General features: G+C 68.1%; 16 protein-coding genes. 7 read left to right on the top strand and 9 right to left on the bottom strand.

Going from position 1 to position 16,280, the window contains the following annotated elements:
* Positions 1-14: 14 nt before the first annotated feature.
* Positions 15-509 carry a MarR family transcriptional regulator gene (locus tag JHC79_RS12465; protein ID WP_296391188.1) on the bottom strand — a complete coding sequence of 165 codons (495 nt, stop codon included), beginning with the start codon at positions 507-509 and terminating at the stop codon, positions 15-17.
* Between the two features lie 100 nt (positions 510-609).
* On the opposite strand from JHC79_RS12465, the gene JHC79_RS12460 reads away from it, so the two are divergent.
* Positions 610-975: a DoxX family protein gene (locus tag JHC79_RS12460; protein WP_296391186.1), complete on the top strand. Its 366-nt coding sequence runs from the start codon at positions 610-612 to the stop codon at positions 973-975.
* Here the strand turns inward: JHC79_RS12460 and JHC79_RS12455 are convergent.
* From JHC79_RS12455 to JHC79_RS12445, 3 genes are read right to left on the bottom strand one after another with little or no spacing between them, the layout of a single operon-like run.
* On the bottom strand, positions 956-1,381 hold the full coding sequence (locus tag JHC79_RS12455; RefSeq protein WP_296391184.1) for a MarR family winged helix-turn-helix transcriptional regulator: 426 nt from the start codon (positions 1,379-1,381) through the stop codon (positions 956-958). The two genes, JHC79_RS12460 and JHC79_RS12455, sit on opposite strands and share 20 nt — an antisense overlap.
* On the bottom strand, positions 1,374-2,384 hold the full coding sequence (locus tag JHC79_RS12450) for an NADPH:quinone reductase (protein ID WP_296391182.1): 1,011 nt from the start codon (positions 2,382-2,384) through the stop codon (positions 1,374-1,376). Before JHC79_RS12450 ends, JHC79_RS12455 begins: the two co-directional genes overlap by 8 nt.
* Before the next feature lie 59 nt (positions 2,385-2,443).
* A complete protein-coding gene (locus tag JHC79_RS12445; protein ID WP_296391180.1) occupies positions 2,444-2,650 on the bottom strand; it encodes a hypothetical protein in 207 nt (68 codons plus the stop codon).
* 130 nt (positions 2,651-2,780) lie between these two features.
* On the opposite strand from JHC79_RS12445, the gene JHC79_RS12440 reads away from it, so the two are divergent.
* A complete protein-coding gene (locus JHC79_RS12440) occupies positions 2,781-3,950 on the top strand; it encodes an acyl-CoA dehydrogenase family protein (protein ID WP_296391178.1) in 1,170 nt (389 codons plus the stop codon).
* On the opposite strand, the gene JHC79_RS12435 is transcribed toward JHC79_RS12440, so the two are convergent.
* From JHC79_RS12435 to JHC79_RS12425, 3 genes are all read right to left on the bottom strand, one after another.
* Positions 3,951-5,432, bottom strand: a complete 1,482-nt coding sequence (locus tag JHC79_RS12435; RefSeq protein ID WP_296391176.1) for an NAD(P)/FAD-dependent oxidoreductase — start codon at positions 5,430-5,432, stop codon at positions 3,951-3,953. It abuts the gene before it with no gap.
* Positions 5,433-5,547: 115 nt separating this feature from the next.
* Positions 5,548-6,150 (bottom strand): pyridoxamine 5'-phosphate oxidase family protein, encoded by a 603-nt coding sequence (locus JHC79_RS12430; RefSeq protein ID WP_296391175.1) that lies wholly within the window; start codon positions 6,148-6,150, stop codon positions 5,548-5,550.
* A 60-nt stretch (positions 6,151-6,210) separates the two neighbouring features.
* Complete coding sequence (locus tag JHC79_RS12425; protein ID WP_296391173.1) at positions 6,211-6,780, bottom strand: TetR/AcrR family transcriptional regulator; 570 nt, start codon at positions 6,778-6,780, stop codon at positions 6,211-6,213.
* 118 nt (positions 6,781-6,898) lie between these two features.
* On the opposite strand from JHC79_RS12425, the gene JHC79_RS12420 reads away from it, so the two are divergent.
* The 4 genes from JHC79_RS12420 (at position 6,899) to JHC79_RS12405 (ending at position 13,036) form a co-directional block, all read left to right on the top strand.
* The gene (locus JHC79_RS12420) at positions 6,899-8,269 is read left to right on the top strand and encodes a lipase family protein (RefSeq protein ID WP_296391170.1); all 1,371 of its coding nucleotides are present in this window, start codon (positions 6,899-6,901) and stop codon (positions 8,267-8,269) included.
* Positions 8,270-8,663: 394 nt separating this feature from the next.
* Positions 8,664-10,046: a wax ester/triacylglycerol synthase domain-containing protein gene (locus JHC79_RS12415; RefSeq protein ID WP_296391168.1), complete on the top strand. Its 1,383-nt coding sequence runs from the start codon at positions 8,664-8,666 to the stop codon at positions 10,044-10,046.
* Positions 10,047-10,262: 216 nt separating this feature from the next.
* Positions 10,263-11,156, top strand: coding sequence for an SDR family oxidoreductase (locus JHC79_RS12410; protein WP_296391167.1), 894 nt, complete (start codon positions 10,263-10,265; stop codon positions 11,154-11,156).
* A complete protein-coding gene (locus JHC79_RS12405; RefSeq protein WP_296391164.1) occupies positions 11,153-13,036 on the top strand; it encodes a glycoside hydrolase family 15 protein in 1,884 nt (627 codons plus the stop codon). The genes JHC79_RS12410 and JHC79_RS12405 overlap by 4 nt, the downstream gene beginning before the upstream one ends.
* Positions 13,037-13,089: 53 nt before the next feature.
* On the opposite strand, the gene JHC79_RS12400 is transcribed toward JHC79_RS12405, so the two are convergent.
* Entirely contained in the window at positions 13,090-13,971 is an 882-nt protein-coding gene (locus tag JHC79_RS12400) for an SDR family oxidoreductase (RefSeq protein WP_296391162.1), read from the bottom strand.
* 86 nt (positions 13,972-14,057) lie between these two features.
* On the opposite strand from JHC79_RS12400, the gene JHC79_RS12395 reads away from it, so the two are divergent.
* Entirely contained in the window at positions 14,058-14,633 is a 576-nt protein-coding gene (locus tag JHC79_RS12395) for a TetR/AcrR family transcriptional regulator (RefSeq protein ID WP_296391160.1), read from the top strand.
* Positions 14,634-14,649: 16 nt separating this feature from the next.
* On the opposite strand, the gene JHC79_RS12390 is transcribed toward JHC79_RS12395, so the two are convergent.
* Positions 14,650-16,280 (bottom strand): ABC-F family ATP-binding cassette domain-containing protein (locus JHC79_RS12390; RefSeq protein WP_296391158.1); only part of this gene is annotated, 1,631 nt, incomplete at its 5' end.

Here is a 16,280-nt window from a genome sequence, read left to right as displayed (position 1 = left end):
ATAGGGGTGCGGCTTCAACAGAGATCCGGAGGCGTCGGTCCGGTGAGACCCTCGAGCGCTGCGCCGAGCGCATCGGGGTCGAGCCCCGCGAGCGGCTCCATGACGCGTTCGCGCACGCTCGCCAGGTGCGCCGGGTAGGCCTCGTCCAGACGGGTGAATCCCGCATCGGTCAGACGCGCGATCATCCCGCGACCGTCGGCGGCGTCGCGCGTCTTCTCCACCAGCCCCAGCTCCTGCTGGGCGTCGATGAGCCGCGTCATGCGGCTGGCCGAGAGCCCGACGAACGTCGCGAGTTCGCTCATACGACGTTGCCGCCCCGGCGATTCCGACAGGATCATCAGGACCTGGTACTCGCTCATGGTCATGTCGGAGTCGCGCTGCAGATCGATGTCGAGGGCCCGCGGGACGAGGATGAGAGCCCGGGCCACTGCTCGCCAGACGCGCGCCTCGGAGTCCGACAGCGGACGCGACCGATCCGGCGGCACCTCACGTTCGCCCGAATCCGGCATGACCCAATTATTGCGCACGCAAGTACTTTGTGTCACGCTGACCGCAGTACTTGCCTACGCAAGTTCCCCAGGCGAACCGCCCGTGACCGAAGGAATGTCCATGTTCATCACCGCCGTGATCCTCAGCATCATCCTGGCGCTCGTCAGCGCAGCCGCCGGAGCCCCGAAAGCCCTGCTCAAAGGCCCGGCGACCGAGCAGTTGACCGGCCGCAACCTGAGCCCGAGCCTGGTCCGGTTCATCGGCGCCGCCGAGGTCGCCGGCGCGATCGGCCTCATCATCGGCATCTTCTGGCATCCGTTGGGCATCGCCGCCGGCATAGGACTGGCGATCGTGTTCATCGGCGCCGTGGTCTTCCACGCCAGGTTCGGCGACTACAGCAACGCCGAGACCCGCGGCGCGTCGCTACCCGCGGCCGCGTTGGCGATCGTCTCCGTCGTCGTGGTGATCACCCTCGCCGCTGCCTGAGATTCGCCAGCGTCGACGCGAGATCGGCGAGCGCACGGCGGGACACGACCCCGTCGATGCGCGCCGCGAGTTCGGCCTCGACGACGTCGTGCGCGCGCGTGAGCAGCGTGCGTCCGGCGTCGGTGAGTTCGATGATCGACGATCTCGCGTCGGCCGGATCCCGCCGGCGCACACAGTGTCCCGCGGCTGCGATCCGGTCCACCAACTTGCTGACGGCACCGACGGTGATGATCAGGTCGGCGGCGATGTCGTTGACACGGCAGGACTCCCGTCGATCGATCGCGGCCATCGACTCGTAGCGACCGAGCGGCAACCCGCAGTCCGCCCGGAGCCGGGTGTCGACCGCGTTCCACAGGGCCGTCTCCACCCGCACGAGATCGCTGAAGACCTGCCGGAGCTCACTCACCCGAGTCGGCAAGACCCGCGACCGAGACCAACACCCGTCCCCGCCCACCGGAATCGACCCGGTCGTGCGCCTCGGCGATGCGGGACAACGGGAACACCTCGGCCACCGAGATCGCCAGCGCGCCATCGGCGGCAGCCGCGGTCAGGTCGTCGGCGGCATGTCGCTTCGAGGCGACCGGGAAGTCGTCACTGCCGAGCATGCGCAGGGTGACGTTGGCAAAGGCCATCGGCCAGAACTCGATCGTCGTGGGGTCGTGTCGAGTGGCGTAGGACGCGACGACCCCGTTGTCGGCCAGGACGGCGACGTCGAGTGCGAGGTTGTCCGAGAACGACACCTCCACCACGCGATCGACCCCTCCGGGCGCGAACTCCCGAACCGCTGCTGCTGGGTCGGGACCGTCGAGCGCGACCACATGGTGGGCGACCGCCGACGCGGCGAGGATGTCGGTCGACCGCGTGCAGGTGCCGATCACCGTTGCGCCACCCCATCTCGCGAGCTGCGCGGCGAGTGAACCGACCGCCCCCAGCACACCCTGGACCAGCACGACCGATCCGGCGACCGGGCCGTCTGCGAACACGGCGCGATGCGCGGTGATCCCGGGGATGCCCAGGCACGCCCCCACCTCGTCGGTGACCCCGTCCGGCAGCGGCACCGCGAGCTCCTGAGGCAGACAGGTCATCTCGGCCGCAGTACCGAACGCCCGGTAGGACTGCGCTCCGAATGTCCACACCCGCGTACCGATCCGCGCCGCGTCGACGCCCTCACCGACCGCGTCGATGACCCCGGCACCATCGCTGTGGGGGACGACCCGCGAGTAAACCATGGGCGATCCCGGCCAGCCGGCGCGCTTCTTGGTGTCGCCGGGGCTGACACCGGAGACGGTGATCCGGACACGGACCTCGCCCGCCGCCGGAACTGGATCGTCGAGCTCAGCGATTCGCAGCACCTCGGCCGCCGGACCCTGACCGTCGTAGAACGCTGCGCGCATGGAACGCCCCCTCACGAGTTGTATTCCATGGAATATAACTCGGCGGCCGCCCGATAGTTCGCGCCGGGGCTACCTCAGACGCGGCGTCGGGCCGGGGAGGCGCACTCGGCGGCCCACATCTGCTTGAGCATGTGGAGTTCGCGGCGTCGGGCCCGTCGGGCCGCCAGTCGGTGGATCGACCCGGCCAGCATGTGACCGAGTCCCACGCCCAGCATCGCGACCGCCCCACCGGGGCAACACGACATCGCGGCCATGTTCTGCGGAGTATCCGGAGATGCCATGCTCACAACCCATCATGTGTCGTCCATCACTCGATCACCGCACTGTAATACAGATCACCCCGACGGCAAACCACCCCCGACCTGGGGGTTAGAGTTCTGACAGGGGGCCCGACGAGCACGAGGACGATCTGTGGCGCACTGGCAAGGCAATTCTTCGTTCGATGTGTTCGCCCTCCCGGACGAGCACACCGAGCTCCGAGCGGTGCTCCGCGACCTGTGCGAGAAGCAGATCGCCCCGTATGCGGCCGAGGTCGACGAGGACTCCCGCTATCCCGACGAGGCGCTGACCGCGCTCAACGCCGCCGGATTCTCCGCGGTGCACATCCCCGACGAGTACGGCGGCCAGGGCGCCGATGCGGTCGCGGGCTGCATCGTCATCGAGGAGGTGGCGCGGGTGTGCGCGTCGTCGTCGATGATCCCGATCGCCAACAAGCTCGGCACGATGGGCATCGTCCTGCGCGGATCGGACGAGATCAAACAGCAGGTCTTCCCGTCACTGGCCTCGGGCGAGGCCATGGCCGCCTACGCGTTGTCCGAACGCGAGGCGGGCAGCGACGCCGCCGCCATGCGGACGCGCGCTCGCGCCGACGGCGACGCGTGGGTGCTCGACGGGTCGAAGTGTTGGATCACCAACGGCGGCAGGGCGACCTGGTACACCGTGATGGCGGTGACCGACCCCGACAAGGGCGCGAACGGCATCTCGTCGTTCGTGGTCCACAAGGACGACGAGGGTTTCACGGTCGGGCCCACCGAACGGAAGATGGGTCTGCACGGGTCACCGACCGCCGAGTTGTACTTCGAGAACTGCCGTATCCCCGGTGACCGCATCATCGGCGAACCGGGAACCGGCTTCAAGACCGCGCTGACCACCCTCGACCACACCCGCCCGACCATCGGCGCACAGGCGGTCGGAATCGCGCAGGGCGCCCTCGACCACACCATCGCATACGTCAAGGAGCGCAAGCAGTTCGGCAAGTCGATCGCCGAGTTCCAGGGCGTGGAGTTCATGATCGCCGACATGGCGATGAAGATCGAGGCCGCCCGGTTGATGGTCTACTCGGCGGCCGCACGCGCCGAGCGTGGTGAGGAGAAACTCGGTTTCATCGCCTCGGCGTCGAAATGCTTTGCCTCCGACATCGCGATGGAGGTCACCACCAACGCCGTGCAGTTGTTCGGCGGCGCCGGTTACACACGGGATTTCCCGGTGGAGCGGATGATGCGCGACGCCAAGATCACCCAGATCTACGAGGGCACCAATCAGATCCAGCGCGTCGTGATGTCGCGGGCCCTGCTGCGCTGATCAGGCCGACGACCGACCCCAGGTGTAGTCGTCCTCGTCGACCGAGCGCGTCATCCGGATGTACTTCGCCGTCGACGCCGGCCAGTTGTTGGTGTTCTTCCCGCTCGCGGTCTTGTACCAGCTGTTGCATCCCTGGTTCCAGACGGTTTCCGACAATGCCGCCTGCACAGCGTCATTCGACATCGACTCCGCGTCGGTACGGACCTCGATGGCTGAGCCGCGGCGCACGCGCAGCAGCCGGGTGGCCTCGATGATGTATCGCATCTGGGCCTCGAGCATCAGGATGATCGAGGTGTGGCCGAGGTTGGTGTTGGGTCCATAGAGCAGGAACATGTTGGGGAACCCGTTGACGGTCAGACCGAGGTGCGCGTAGGCACCGACGGCCCACACGGTGTGCAGGTCGGTGTCGTCGCGTCCGGTCACCGAGATGCCGCGGAGGAAGTCGGTCGCGTGGAATCCGGTGCCGAAGATGATGGCGTCGACCTCGACCGATGTCCCGTCGGCGACGGTGATCGACGACGGTCCGACCTCGGCGATGGGTTCGGTGACGACGTCGACGTGGGGACCGGCCAGCGACGCCAGGTAATCGTTTGAGATGAGGATCCGTTTGCAGCCGATCGGATAATCGGGCTTGAGTGCCTCTCGCAGTCGGGGATCGGGTATCGACTTCGCCACCAGCCGCCGGTACCGCCACGCAAACAGCTTCATCAGACCGGGATACCGGTTGAACGCGATGACCCGCGGTTCGAGCGTCGCGTACGTGAGCCACCTCGACAACCGCTGGACCGCAGGCAGCGCGGCGAACACCCGTCGCACGCGCTGCGAGTACGGATAGTCGGCCTTCGGGATGACGTAGGGCGCCGACCGCTGGAAAAGGTGCAGGCTCGAGACCTCATCGGCGATCTTCGGGACGAACTGGATCGCCGAGGCCCCGGTCCCGACGACAGCGACCCGCTTCCCGGCGAGCGGATAGTCATGGTCCCACTGCGCCGAGTGGAAGACGGTGCCCTCGAACTGCTCGATCCCGGGAACGTGCGGTGTGGCCGGGCGGCTCAGCTGCCCGCAGGCAAAGACGACGAGGTCGAAGACCGACACGGTGCCGTCGGCCAGGGTGACGGCCCAGGTGTTCTCGGCCTCGTCGTAGACCGCGGACTCCACCGCGGTCCCCAGCCGGATGTGTGGGTGCAGGTCGTATTCGCGGGCGCAGTGCTGCAGGTAGTCGAGGATCTCCGGCTGGGGCGCGAACCGCCGGGACCATCGCGGGTTCGGTGCGAACGAGAACGAGTACAGGTGCGACGGCACGTCGCAGGCCGCACCCGGATAGGTGTTCATCCGCCAGCATCCGCCCACGTCGTCCCCGCGTTCGAAGACGGTGAAGTCCGTCAGTCCGGCGCGCTTGAGGCTGATCGCCATACCGAGACCGGCGAACCCGGCCCCGACGATCGCGATCGTGGGACGGTTGATTGTCGAGCCGTGGGTCATGGCCTGCCTTCGTCTGCTCCGCGAGTCGGCACCCGCACGGGTACCGATTGTGCGACACCGAGGCCAAGGTTATCCGCCGGGGAGAGCGGGGAGACCGCTTTCTCCCTCGGCGCTCTCACGCCTGATGCTGCCTCAGCACCTCGACCTGCTTCTCGAGCTCGGCGATTCGGTTCTGCAGGGGTTCGGCGGCGGCGCGGACCTCGTCCGCGGTGAACCGCGGGGTGATGAATTTCGGGCAGTTCCAGTCGAACGCCTCGACCGTCACCGTCAGCAGCGCGTCCATCGGCCCGTCGATGCCGAGTCCGGCGAGCACATCAGGCGACGGCGCGGTGTCGTACCGCGCACGGCCGTAGATCTTCAGCCGGCGGCGAGCCGGGTAGTCGACCGCGATGAGCGACACCCGATCATCGGCGTCGAGGTGTCCCGCGGTGATGTACTGCCGGTTCCCGGCGCGCTCGGCCCACGCGATCTGTTGCGCGTCCGGACTGACGGTGACGAAGCCACGTGGTCCACCCCGATGTTGCACATACGGCCATCCGTCTGCACCCACCGACGCGATGTAGAAACTGTCGCGGTCGGCGAGGAATTCGATCTCCCCGAGCCCGAGGCCGTCGGGTCCGGGCTGCCCGGCCATCATCTCGTACCGCTGTGCCGAATTGTGTCGCTCCTGGTGGGCGACCTCATGTGGTCCGAATGCGATGTCGTAGTAGTTGGGCATGGGATCGTCCTCGGTAGCAGTGGGGGTGGTCGCACCACGACGGTGCGCGGATGGTCGCTCTCAGCTGGGCGAGTTCCCCAGGAGCAGTGCGGGAAGTCGCGTCAGCGCACGATGGAAAGCGTCGGTCCGACCGGTGACGCGGGCGAGCACGAGGGCACCCTCGACAGCACAGATGGCGTCCTGAGCTCGAGCCGTCGCGTCATCGCGAGTGGCTCCGGCGCCGCGCGCGACGTCGGCGAAAACGCTGATCCAGTGGTCCGCACCGTCGCGGAGATGTGTGCGAGCCGCCGTCCCGGGGTCGCCGACCGACAACATGTTCAGCAGGCACGGGTGCTCCCCACCCCGGTAGAAGGTCTCGAGATTGGCGGCGACTCTCTCGATCCGGTCGGCCGCGGGCGCGTCGGTGGTCAACGGCGACAAAATGTCGGTCGCGAACTGTGCACCCACCGACCCGGCCACCTCAGCCGCCATCTGTTGCTTTCCGCCCGGGAATCGGTTGTACAGGCTCGACTTCTGCAACCCGGTCGCGTCCGCGATGGTTGCGAGACTTGCGCCGTCGTAACCGATGTCACGGAAGACGGTTTCCAGGCGGGCGACGAGGTCGGTATCGGAGATGGTGCGGGGTGCCATGTCTTCATTTGTACCGAACGATCGGTACACATGCAAGGGTGTCGGACGACCAACCGGGCGGAGGGGGCGATGTGTGACCTACGCTACGGTCAGATGATCGGACACGACAGTGTGTCCAATGGCACACGAGGAATCAGACATCTCGATTCACGACGAAGAGCGCAGCCTGCCCGCCGAAGGGCCCATCGACGCCCCACATCACGATCTCATCGGCCGGCGCCCCCTGCTCCCCCGCGTCGACCCGTTCTACGAGCCGGTCGACGGCATGGCCGACCTGGCACCGGGGACGGTCCTACGGTCCCGCGACGTCGGCTTGGCTTTCCTCGGGGTGATCCCGCAGCGGATCGCGGCGGTGCAGCTGTCGTATCGGACCACCGACATGAACGGCGAGCCGATGGCCGCGGTGACGACGGTGTTGTCGCCGTCGAGCCGGGCGCCCGGCGAGGTGTACCCGATCGTGTCCTATCAATGCGCCATCGACGCCATCGCCGGCCGGTGCTTCCCGTCCTACGCCCTGCGTCGCGGGTCCAAGGCTCTCGGCGCTCTACCGCAGTTCGAGTTCCTGCTGATCGCAGCCCTTCTCGCCGAGGGATGGGCGGTCTCGGTGCCCGATCACGAGGGCCCGCGTGGTCTGTGGGGTCTGCCCCGCGAGCCCGGTTACTGCGTGCTCGACGGGATCCGTGCGGCGATGAATCACGCGCCCCTCAATGTGGACAACTCCGCGCCGGTCGGGCTGTGGGGGTACTCCGGTGGTGGGCTGGCCTCGGCGTGGGCTGCGGAGATGTTCGCCGAGTACGCACCCGAGCTCGACGTCGTCGGAGCCGTGTTGGGTTCTCCGGTCGGCGATCTCGGCAAGACCTACGAGCGGCTCAACGGCAGCTTCTTCTCCGGGTTGCCCGCCCTGGTCGTCGGCGCGCTGACCCACGTCTATCCCGAGTTGCAACGGGTCATCGAGACCCACGCCACCGCCGAGGGCAAGAAGTCGCTGGCCCGCCTGCAGAAGATGACAACGGTCGAGGCCGTCGTACGGTTCATGTTCACCGACATGGCCTCGATGCTCGACCGTCCCCTCGCGGAGATCCTCGCGCTGCCCGAGGTGCGAGAGGTCTTCGACTCCATCCGGCTCGGCCGGTCGACACCCGCGATGCCGGTGTTGATCGTGCAGGCCGTCAACGACCGCATCATGTCGGTCGACGACATCGACGAGCTCGCGCGTCGGTACTCCGAGGGCGGCGCCAGCGTGACCTATCACCGCGACCGCTTCAGCGAACACATGCTGCTGCACCCGATGTCGGCGCCGATGGCGTTGCGATGGTTGCAGGATCGCTTCGACGGTCGCCCGGTGCGCGAGAACCGCCTGCGCACCACCTGGCCCACGCTCTTGAACCCGTCGACCTATCAGGGCATGGCGCGTCTCGTCGCGATCTCGGCCAAGGTGGTCGGCGGGCGCGCCATCGCCCGTGCGCCGCTGTCCGAGTTCGACCGGTGACCGCCACCGACTGAGACGGCCGTCCAATTCGGCCGACCGTGTGGCGCACGACTCCTTCGCCGTATCGCTGTGAGTCCCATGCCAAACCCTTTTCAGTGAACACCTGTACTCGTAGCATTGAGTCATCACGAGCAGATCGTGGGAGATCACCGACGATCCCACTCGATCGCTCGACGACCACACAAAAGGGGTACACATCATGGTCACCACAGTTCTCATCGTCGCCGGTTTCGCCGCCCTCTCCTGGGCCTTCATGTCCTCAGGAGGCGGTCTCGAGTTCGGCCGTCGCGAGATCTCGTCCGGGCGACGCTGAGCGCACCCGATCCAGATCTCGACAACCACGAATCCCGCCCAACAGGGCGGGATTCGTCGTTTCCGGCCCTAGTCTGACCGAATGGACCGGGTTGATCCGAAGGACGCCATCTTCTATCTCGGCGCCAAGTCCGGTAGGAGCTCGGACCACTGCCTGGTCTACGGGTTCGTCGACGAACAGGCCGCAGTCGCACCCGTCCACTCGACCGTCGTCGCGAACCTGACTCGGGCGCTGGCGCGGGTGGACCGCATCCGACGCCGTCTGGTCGAGGTCCCCGCGACCCTCGCCTATCCCCGATGGGAGACGCATTCGACACCGGCGTCGCGGTTCGTCACCGCACACGCACCGGACGGTCGATGGACCGAGACATTGCGCCGATTGGCCGAACTCGTCGAGGTACCCATCGACACGACGCAGTCGGCATGGCGTGCCGACCTCGTCGACGTGGTCACCGACGCCCCGTTCTCGGACCGGCCGGTGATCGTCGTCGTACTGCGGATCTCGCACACGTTCGTCGACGGTCAGGGCGCGGCCGCAATCGGGCGCAGCGTCTTCGGCGACGGGACTGACGGTGCCGACGTGGCACCGGAACCGGGACCACACCGGCGGTCGCCCTGGCCCGCGGCGGTCCACGGCGCGGTCACCCTTCCCGCGGGCGTGGTCGGATATGTCCGAGCGCTCGTGGCCGACGCCCGCCGCGGGCGTCATGAACTGCCCGCACCCCCCGCACCGCCACAGCGGGCGCCCACCCCGCTGAACTCGCCGCCGGGCGCCGACCGGTCGGTCGCGATCATCGTCCGTCCGCGGCCGGCGACCCGCCTCGCAGGCGTGACGGTGACCACCGTCGGCCTCACCGCGGTTTCGCTTGCCCTGCAACGGTATCTGTCGTCCACCGGGGTGCCGACGGGCCTGAGCGCGAGCGTCCCCGTGAGCGTGCCCGACTCGGTGGACTTCGCCGGGGCGAACCGGGTCGTCACCGGAACCGTCGATCTGCACACCGATGTCCCCGACCTGACGGCACGCGCGCAGCTGATCCATCGCGACCTGCACGCGGAGCGTGCACGGGTACTCGATCCTGCGGAGCTTGCGCGTCTCGCGGTGCTCGAGTCGGCGCCGGCGCCGGTGCTGGTGGCCATCACAGCGCTGGGTCGGCGCGTCACGCCGCAGACCGTGGCCGCGCACACCGTCGTCACCAGCATCAATCGAGGCGACGCACCGCTTCGACTCGGTGACGCCGTAGCCGTCTTCTCCTCGGGTTTCCCCGCCCTGACCCGGCACTTCGCCGTCAAGCACGGCATCTACACCCTCGGCAGCACCATGACCATCGGCGTGGTGTGGTCACCGACGACGGTGCCCGACGGCCATCGCCACGCCGGCCTGCTCGAGCAGGCATGGGACGAGGTGATCGCCGCACTCACCGACGAGGGGACCCCGCGCGCGCCTGACCGTCCACCGCCCATCTGACGGCGATCGACGGCCGTAAGCCTGGTTACAGTGGAATGGTATCGACAAGCGCGACGTTGATACTTCGCGTAGCTCAGTAGTCGCCCCGTCAAACCTCCGCGGGGACCCATTCATCGCGGCTGGCCGCCGCTCATCGACCGTCGCGTCCCGATTTCCGTCCGGTGACGTGCGCATTCGACGGTCGAGCCCAGCCGTCCCATCTGCAGGAGGCATGACATGACCGATCAGTACACATTCCGCGACCCCAGCTCGATGTACGACGATTTCGACCCCGAGAAAGTCAGCCAGCCCGGATCCGGACTGGACTCCGAGATGCGTGACAAGGCCGACCTCGGCGCGGACACCTACCGGGGCTCGGGTCGGCTCGAAGGACGCAAGGCCCTGATCACCGGTGGTGATTCCGGGATCGGTGCGGCCACGGCGATCGCCTACGCCCGCGAGGGCGCCGACGTCGCGATCTCGTACCTGCCCGAAGAGGAATCCGACGCCGACGCCGTCGCGAAACTCATCACCGACGCCGGACGCAAGGCGGTCAAGATCCCCGGCGATGTCACCGACGCGGAGTACTGCCGCTCGGCCGTCGAGACCGCGGTCCGTGAACTCGGCGGCCTGGACGCGCTCGTGATCAACGCGGGTAAGCAGCAGCACGTGGAACGCATCGAGGACATCACCGACGAGGAGTTCGACGCAACGGTCAAGACGAACATCTACGCGATGTTCTGGACCGTGAAAGCAGCTGTGCCGCACATGCCCCCGGGATCGACCATTGTCGGGTCGTCGTCGATCCAGGCGTACCAGCCCTCGCCGCATCTCATCCACTACGCGATGACCAAGGCGTCGATCAACACGTTCTTCAAGGGGCTTGCGCAGCAGGTCGCCGACCGCGGCATCCGCGTGAATGTCGTTGCTCCGGGACCGGTCTGGACGCCGCTGCAGACCGCGGGCGGACAGCCGACAGACGCGCTGCCCACCGTCGGCGAGCAGACGCCGCTGGGCCGCTGGGGTCAGCCCGCCGAGCTCGCAACGGCATACGTGTACCTCGCATCGCCCGAGTCGAGCTACGTCGTCGGCGAGACCCTGCACGTCAACGGTGGGATGCCGACTCCGTGACCGATGTCGAACACCGTTCCGGCGCCGACCCGTTCGCGGGCGGCGCCGGTGACGGCACCGGTGGTCCGCAACTCGTCACCGATCGTGACGATCGCGGATACGCCGACATCCGCTCGTACGCGGCCCTCGGTGACGGTCGAACGGTCGCCCTGGTCGCGCGGGACGGCCGCATCGACTGGCTGCCGCTTCCCGATCTGGATTCGGTACCGCCGTTCGCCGCCCTGCTCGACGCCGACGAGGGCGGTTTCCTCGCCCTGGAACCTGCGGTGCCGTATCGCGTCACACGTCGGTACCTGCCGTCGACCGCCGTTCTCGAGACGACGTTCCACACCGCGGACGGGGTCGTACGGATCACCGACTCCCTCAACACCGGCCTGGCCGGGCGCCTGCCGTGGTGCGAGCTTGCCCGTCGGATCGACGGCGTGACGGGTTCGGTCGATCTTCGCGCAACCGTCGCTCCCGGAACACTTCTCAACACCGCGTCGCCCTGGATCTCCGACACCGTGCACGGCACCGTACTGCGGCTCGACGGCATCACGATGGCGGTGCGGACCCTGCACGACAACGGCGTCGACGTCACCCCACGCCGCATCGTCGCCCACTACCGCACGACGCCGGGCTCGCGGCACCTGCTCGGGCTGGTCAGCACCAACCGGGAGCCGCTGCACCTGCCGGACCCCGAGGACCTCGACGCCGGCCTCACACTCACCATCGACAACTGGGAGCGGTGGGCCGACTCGATCCACTACGACGGTCCGTGGCAGTCGACGGTCATCCGCAGCGCGATCGCGTTGAAGCAGCTCATCTACGCGCCGACCGGTGCGGTCGCCGCGGCCGCCACCACGTCGCTGCCCGAGTCGTTGACGACGGCCAAGAACTGGGACTACCGCTTCGCGTGGATCCGCGACGCCGCGTTCTCGCTCACCGCGCTGTTCCAACTCGGCATCCGGGAGGAGACGCACGGCGCGATCAGCTGGATGCTGCGCGTCCTGCGTTCGCAGGGCCATGACATCAGCGTCCTGCAGGCGCTCGACGGCCGCCTCCCCGACAGCGAGGTCACCGAGTTCGACGTCGAGGGATGGCGGGGCCACGGTCCCGTCGTGGGCGGCAACCGTGCCAGTGATCAGCTACAACTCGGCGTCTACGGCGATCTGTTCAACATCGTCCAGCTGTACGTCGACAACGGGAACGTGCTCGACGACGCCACCGGACGGCTCATGACGAGCATCGCCGACCAGGCCGCCGACCAGTGGCGTCGCGCCGATGCCGGCATCTGGGAACTCGAGGACGCCCGCCACTACACGACCTCGAAACTCGGCTGCTGGCAAGCGCTCACCAAGGCGGTCCACCTCGGCGAGATCGGTCAGATACCCGGTCCGGTCGACCGCTGGCGATTCGAGGCGGACGCCATCTCGGAGTGGGTCGCCGACAACTGCTGGTCGGAGAAACTCGATGCGTACGAGTTCTACCCGGGTAGTCACGAATTGGACGCATCGATCCTGTTGCACGCGATCAGCGGTTTCGACCGCGGCGATCGCATGCGGCGCACCATCGACGCGCTGGTCCGTGACCTGGGCGCCGGACCGCACCTGTATCGCTTCACCGGTGCCTCGGATGAAGAGGCGACATTCGTGGCCTGTTCGTTCTGGCTCGTCGCGGCGTTGGTCCACACCGATCAGCGCGATCGGGCGCGCGCGTTGATGGACGAGCTCGTCGGCGCCCTCAACGACGTCGGACTCGCCGCGGAGATGATCGACCCCACCGACGACAGTTTCCTGGGCAACTTCCCCCAGGCACTCAGCCATCTCGCGATCATCAACGCCGCGTTGACGATCAACTCCGAGCATCCGTCATCGGTCGGCGGCGCACAGGCCGGGTGATCGCACCCGTCACCGAAGTCGATCCTGCGACCGGGACTCAGGGCACACCCACATCAGGGACGGATGTTCTCGAGATCGGCGAGCAGGCCGGGGTGCGTGGGCTCCCAGCCCAATGCCTGCCGGGTGTGTGCACTGGACGAGGGTTGATCCATCGCGAAGATCGGACCGAACGGGCCGAAGGAGTCCTCGGGGACCGACTCGACCGGGAGCCCGAGGCGGCGTCCGATCACCACGGCCATGTCCAGCACCGCATCACCCTCGTCGGCAACCGCGTGCCAGGCCGTCCCCGCGGGCGCCGTCTCGAGCACCAGTCGAAACAACACCGCTGCATCCAGCGCGTGCACCGCCGGCCACCGCTGGCTCCCGTCGCCCGGATATCCGGCCACCCCGGTGCGACGCGCCGCCTCGGTGAGCAGCCCGGCGAATCCGCCCTGGCCGTCGTTGTGGACCGTGCGGGGCATCCGGACCGCTGTGGCCCGCACGCCCCGAGAGGCCAACGCCAGCACCGCGTTCACCGACAACGCGCGACCCCCGACGGGCCCCTCGGTGGGGAGCGGATCGGCTTCGGTGGACGTGCGGCCCGGCACCCATGGCGTCCCGGACACGGTCACGAGCGGGCGGTCGGTCCCGACCAACGCCTCCCCCAGCGCGGCGAGCGCGGCCCCCTCCTCGACAATGCCCGCGGTCAGCGCGCCCGCGCTGCTGTAGTCCCGGCCGAACGCCAGGCTGACGACGCCGTCGGCCGACACCGCCGTCTCCCGCAACACGTCGAGGTCGGCGAGGCCACCACGGACCGTCGTCGCTCCCGATCGTTCGAGAGCCTGCGCGGACTTCTCGGATCGAGCCAGCGCGACGACCGTGTGGCCGTTGTTGACGAGCTCGGCGACCACGGGCGAGCCGATGGTGCCGGTACCTCCGGTGACGAATACGTGCATGAGGATGTCCTGACCAGTGATGGGATAGTTGTCCCGTCACCGTACACCCGCGATGGGACAACTGTCCCGTCGACTAGTATCGACCCATGGCCCGATGGCAACCCGGCGCGACCCAGCGACTCGTCGTCGCGGCGGTGGATCTGTTCACCGAGCAGGGATACGACGCGACAACCGTCGCTCAGATCGCGGAGCGGGCCGGGGTCACCAAGAGCACGTTCTTCCGGCACTTCTCGGACAAGCGCGAGTTGCTGGTCGCCGGGCAGGAGACGTTGAGTCGACTGCTGGCAGAGGGGATAAGCGAGGCACCGGCCGATGCGAGTCCCCTCGAGGCTGTCGCCGCGGGCCTCGAGCGGGCGTCGGGCGAGATGGGTCCGGCCAACCGAGAGCTCGGGCCCCGTCTGAAAGCCGCCGTCGCGGCCAGCACCGAACTGCAGGAGCGCGATGCCCTCAAGAGCGTTGGCCTCGCGGCCGCGATGACCGACGCGTTGATCGAACGCGGCGTCGCGGACCCGCTCGCACACCTGGCCGCTGAATTGGGGGTCCTCGCCTTCAAGCGCGGCTACGCCCGCTGGTCGGAGAACCCCGACGACGACACCGGGCTCGCGCCGCACGCGTTGGCCGCACTCGCCGAGTTGCGCGACGCGACAACGTCTCTCGGCTGAGCCGCGCGGGGCGAAATCACCCCTCGGTGATGCGACCGTTCTCGACGTGCAGCGATCGGTCCAGCCGGACGTTCTCCAGCATCCGCCGGTCGTGCGTCACCAGCAGCAGGGTTCCGTCGTAGCTGTCCAGCGCCTGTTCGAGTTGCTCGATGGCGGCGAGATCGAGATGGTTGGTCGGCTCGTCGAGGACAAGCACGTTGGTACCGACGGCCTGGAGCAGGGCCAGGCCCGCGCGGGTGCGCTCGCCCGGGGACAGCCCGTCCACCGGGCGGTCGACGTGGTCGGAGCGTAATCCGAACTTGGCGAGCAGTGTTCGGACATCGGCGGTGGTCCAGGTCGGTACGCGCTGCTCGAATCGGTCGACCAGCTTGCCCGTCCCGGCGAAGTCCGCACGGGCTTGGTCGATCTCGCCGATCGCGACGTTGGCGCCCAGACTGGCGCGTCCCTCGTCGGGTTCGCGACGACCCAGGAGCAGCCGTAGGAAGGTCGACTTCCCGGCACCGTTGGGTCCGGTGATGCCGACCCGTTCGCCGGCGTCGATCTGCAGCGACAACGGCCCGAGGACGAAATCGCCCTGCCGTACGACGGCGTCGTCGAGCGTGGCGATCACCGAGGACGAGCGGGGCGCCGATCCGATCGTGAACTCGAGCGACCATTCCTTGCGCGGCTCGGCGACCTCGTCGAGGCGCGCGATCCGGCTCTCCATCTGACGGACCTTCTGCGCCTGCTTCTCACTCGACTCCGCGGCCGCCTTCCGACGGATCTTGTCGTTGTCCGGCGACTTCTTCATCGCGTTGCGTACGCCCTGGCTCGACCATTCGCGTTGGGTGCGTGCCCGTCCCACGAGGTCGGCCTTCTTCTCGGCGAACTCCTCGTACTCTTCGCGACGATGTCGCCGGGCGGTCTCGCGCTCTTCGAGGTAGCTGTCGTACCCGCCGCCGAACACCGTGGTGGTGTTCTGCGCCAGGTCGAGCTCAAGAACCCGGGTGACGCTGCGGGCCAGAAACTCTCGATCGTGACTGACCAAGACCACCCCTCCACGGAGGTTCTGCACAAAGCCCTCGAGTCGGGCGAGGCCGTCGAGGTCGAGATCGTTGGTGGGTTCGTCGAGCAGGACGATGTCGAAACGCGAGACCATGAGCGCGGCGAGACCCACCCGAGCTGCCTGTCCACCGGACAGGGCGGTCATCAGGGTCGAGTCGGGTCGGACCGCGTCGGTGTCGAGACCCAGGTCGGCGAGCACCGCCGGGAGACGTTCCTCGAGATCCGCGGCACCGGACGCGAGCCAGCGGTCGAGTGCCGCGGCGTAGACATCTGTCGGATCATCGCCTGCCGCAACGAGATCCGGATCGGCCAGGGCCGCGGCCGCGGACTCCATCGCCTGCGTCGCCTCGGTGCACCCCGCGCGGCGCGCGATGTAGGCGGCGACGGTCTCGCCGGGCACCCGCTCGTGTTCCTGCGGCAGCCACCCCACGAACGCGTCAGCCGGCGCGAGGCTGATGGTGCCGTCGAGCGGCGCGAGGTCACCGCCCAGGATCCGCAACAGGGTGCTCTTGCCCGCACCGTTGGCCCCGACCACGCCGATGACGTCGCCGGGCGCGACGGTGACGTCGAGGCCCTCGAACAGGGTGCGATGCGCGTAGCCGC

It is taken from the genome of Williamsia sp. (assembly GCF_016462415.1).
Taxonomy (GTDB): domain Bacteria; phylum Actinomycetota; class Actinomycetes; order Mycobacteriales; family Mycobacteriaceae; genus Williamsia_A.
This window is presented reverse-complemented; position numbering and strand designations above follow the sequence as displayed.

Excerpts from the sequence above, each read along its gene's own strand:
- JHC79_RS12465 (WP_296391188.1), bottom strand. The coding sequence starts at position 509 with ATGCCGGATTCGGGCGAACGTGAGGTGCCGCCGGATCGGTCGCGTCCG.
- JHC79_RS12460 (WP_296391186.1), top strand. The coding sequence starts at position 610 with ATGTTCATCACCGCCGTGATCCTCAGCATCATCCTGGCGCTCGTCAGC.
- JHC79_RS12445 (WP_296391180.1), bottom strand. The coding sequence starts at position 2,650 with ATGGCATCTCCGGATACTCCGCAGAACATGGCCGCGATGTCGTGTTGC.
- JHC79_RS12435 (WP_296391176.1), bottom strand. The coding sequence starts at position 5,432 with ATGACCCACGGCTCGACAATCAACCGTCCCACGATCGCGATCGTCGGG.
- JHC79_RS12430 (WP_296391175.1), bottom strand. The coding sequence starts at position 6,150 with ATGCCCAACTACTACGACATCGCATTCGGACCACATGAGGTCGCCCAC.
- JHC79_RS12425 (WP_296391173.1), bottom strand. The coding sequence starts at position 6,780 with ATGGCACCCCGCACCATCTCCGATACCGACCTCGTCGCCCGCCTGGAA.
- JHC79_RS12420 (WP_296391170.1), top strand. The coding sequence starts at position 6,899 with ATGGCACACGAGGAATCAGACATCTCGATTCACGACGAAGAGCGCAGC.
- JHC79_RS12415 (WP_296391168.1), top strand. The coding sequence starts at position 8,664 with ATGGACCGGGTTGATCCGAAGGACGCCATCTTCTATCTCGGCGCCAAG.
- JHC79_RS12410 (WP_296391167.1), top strand. The coding sequence starts at position 10,263 with ATGACCGATCAGTACACATTCCGCGACCCCAGCTCGATGTACGACGAT.
- JHC79_RS12400 (WP_296391162.1), bottom strand. The coding sequence starts at position 13,971 with ATGCACGTATTCGTCACCGGAGGTACCGGCACCATCGGCTCGCCCGTG.
- JHC79_RS12395 (WP_296391160.1), top strand. The coding sequence starts at position 14,058 with ATGGCCCGATGGCAACCCGGCGCGACCCAGCGACTCGTCGTCGCGGCG.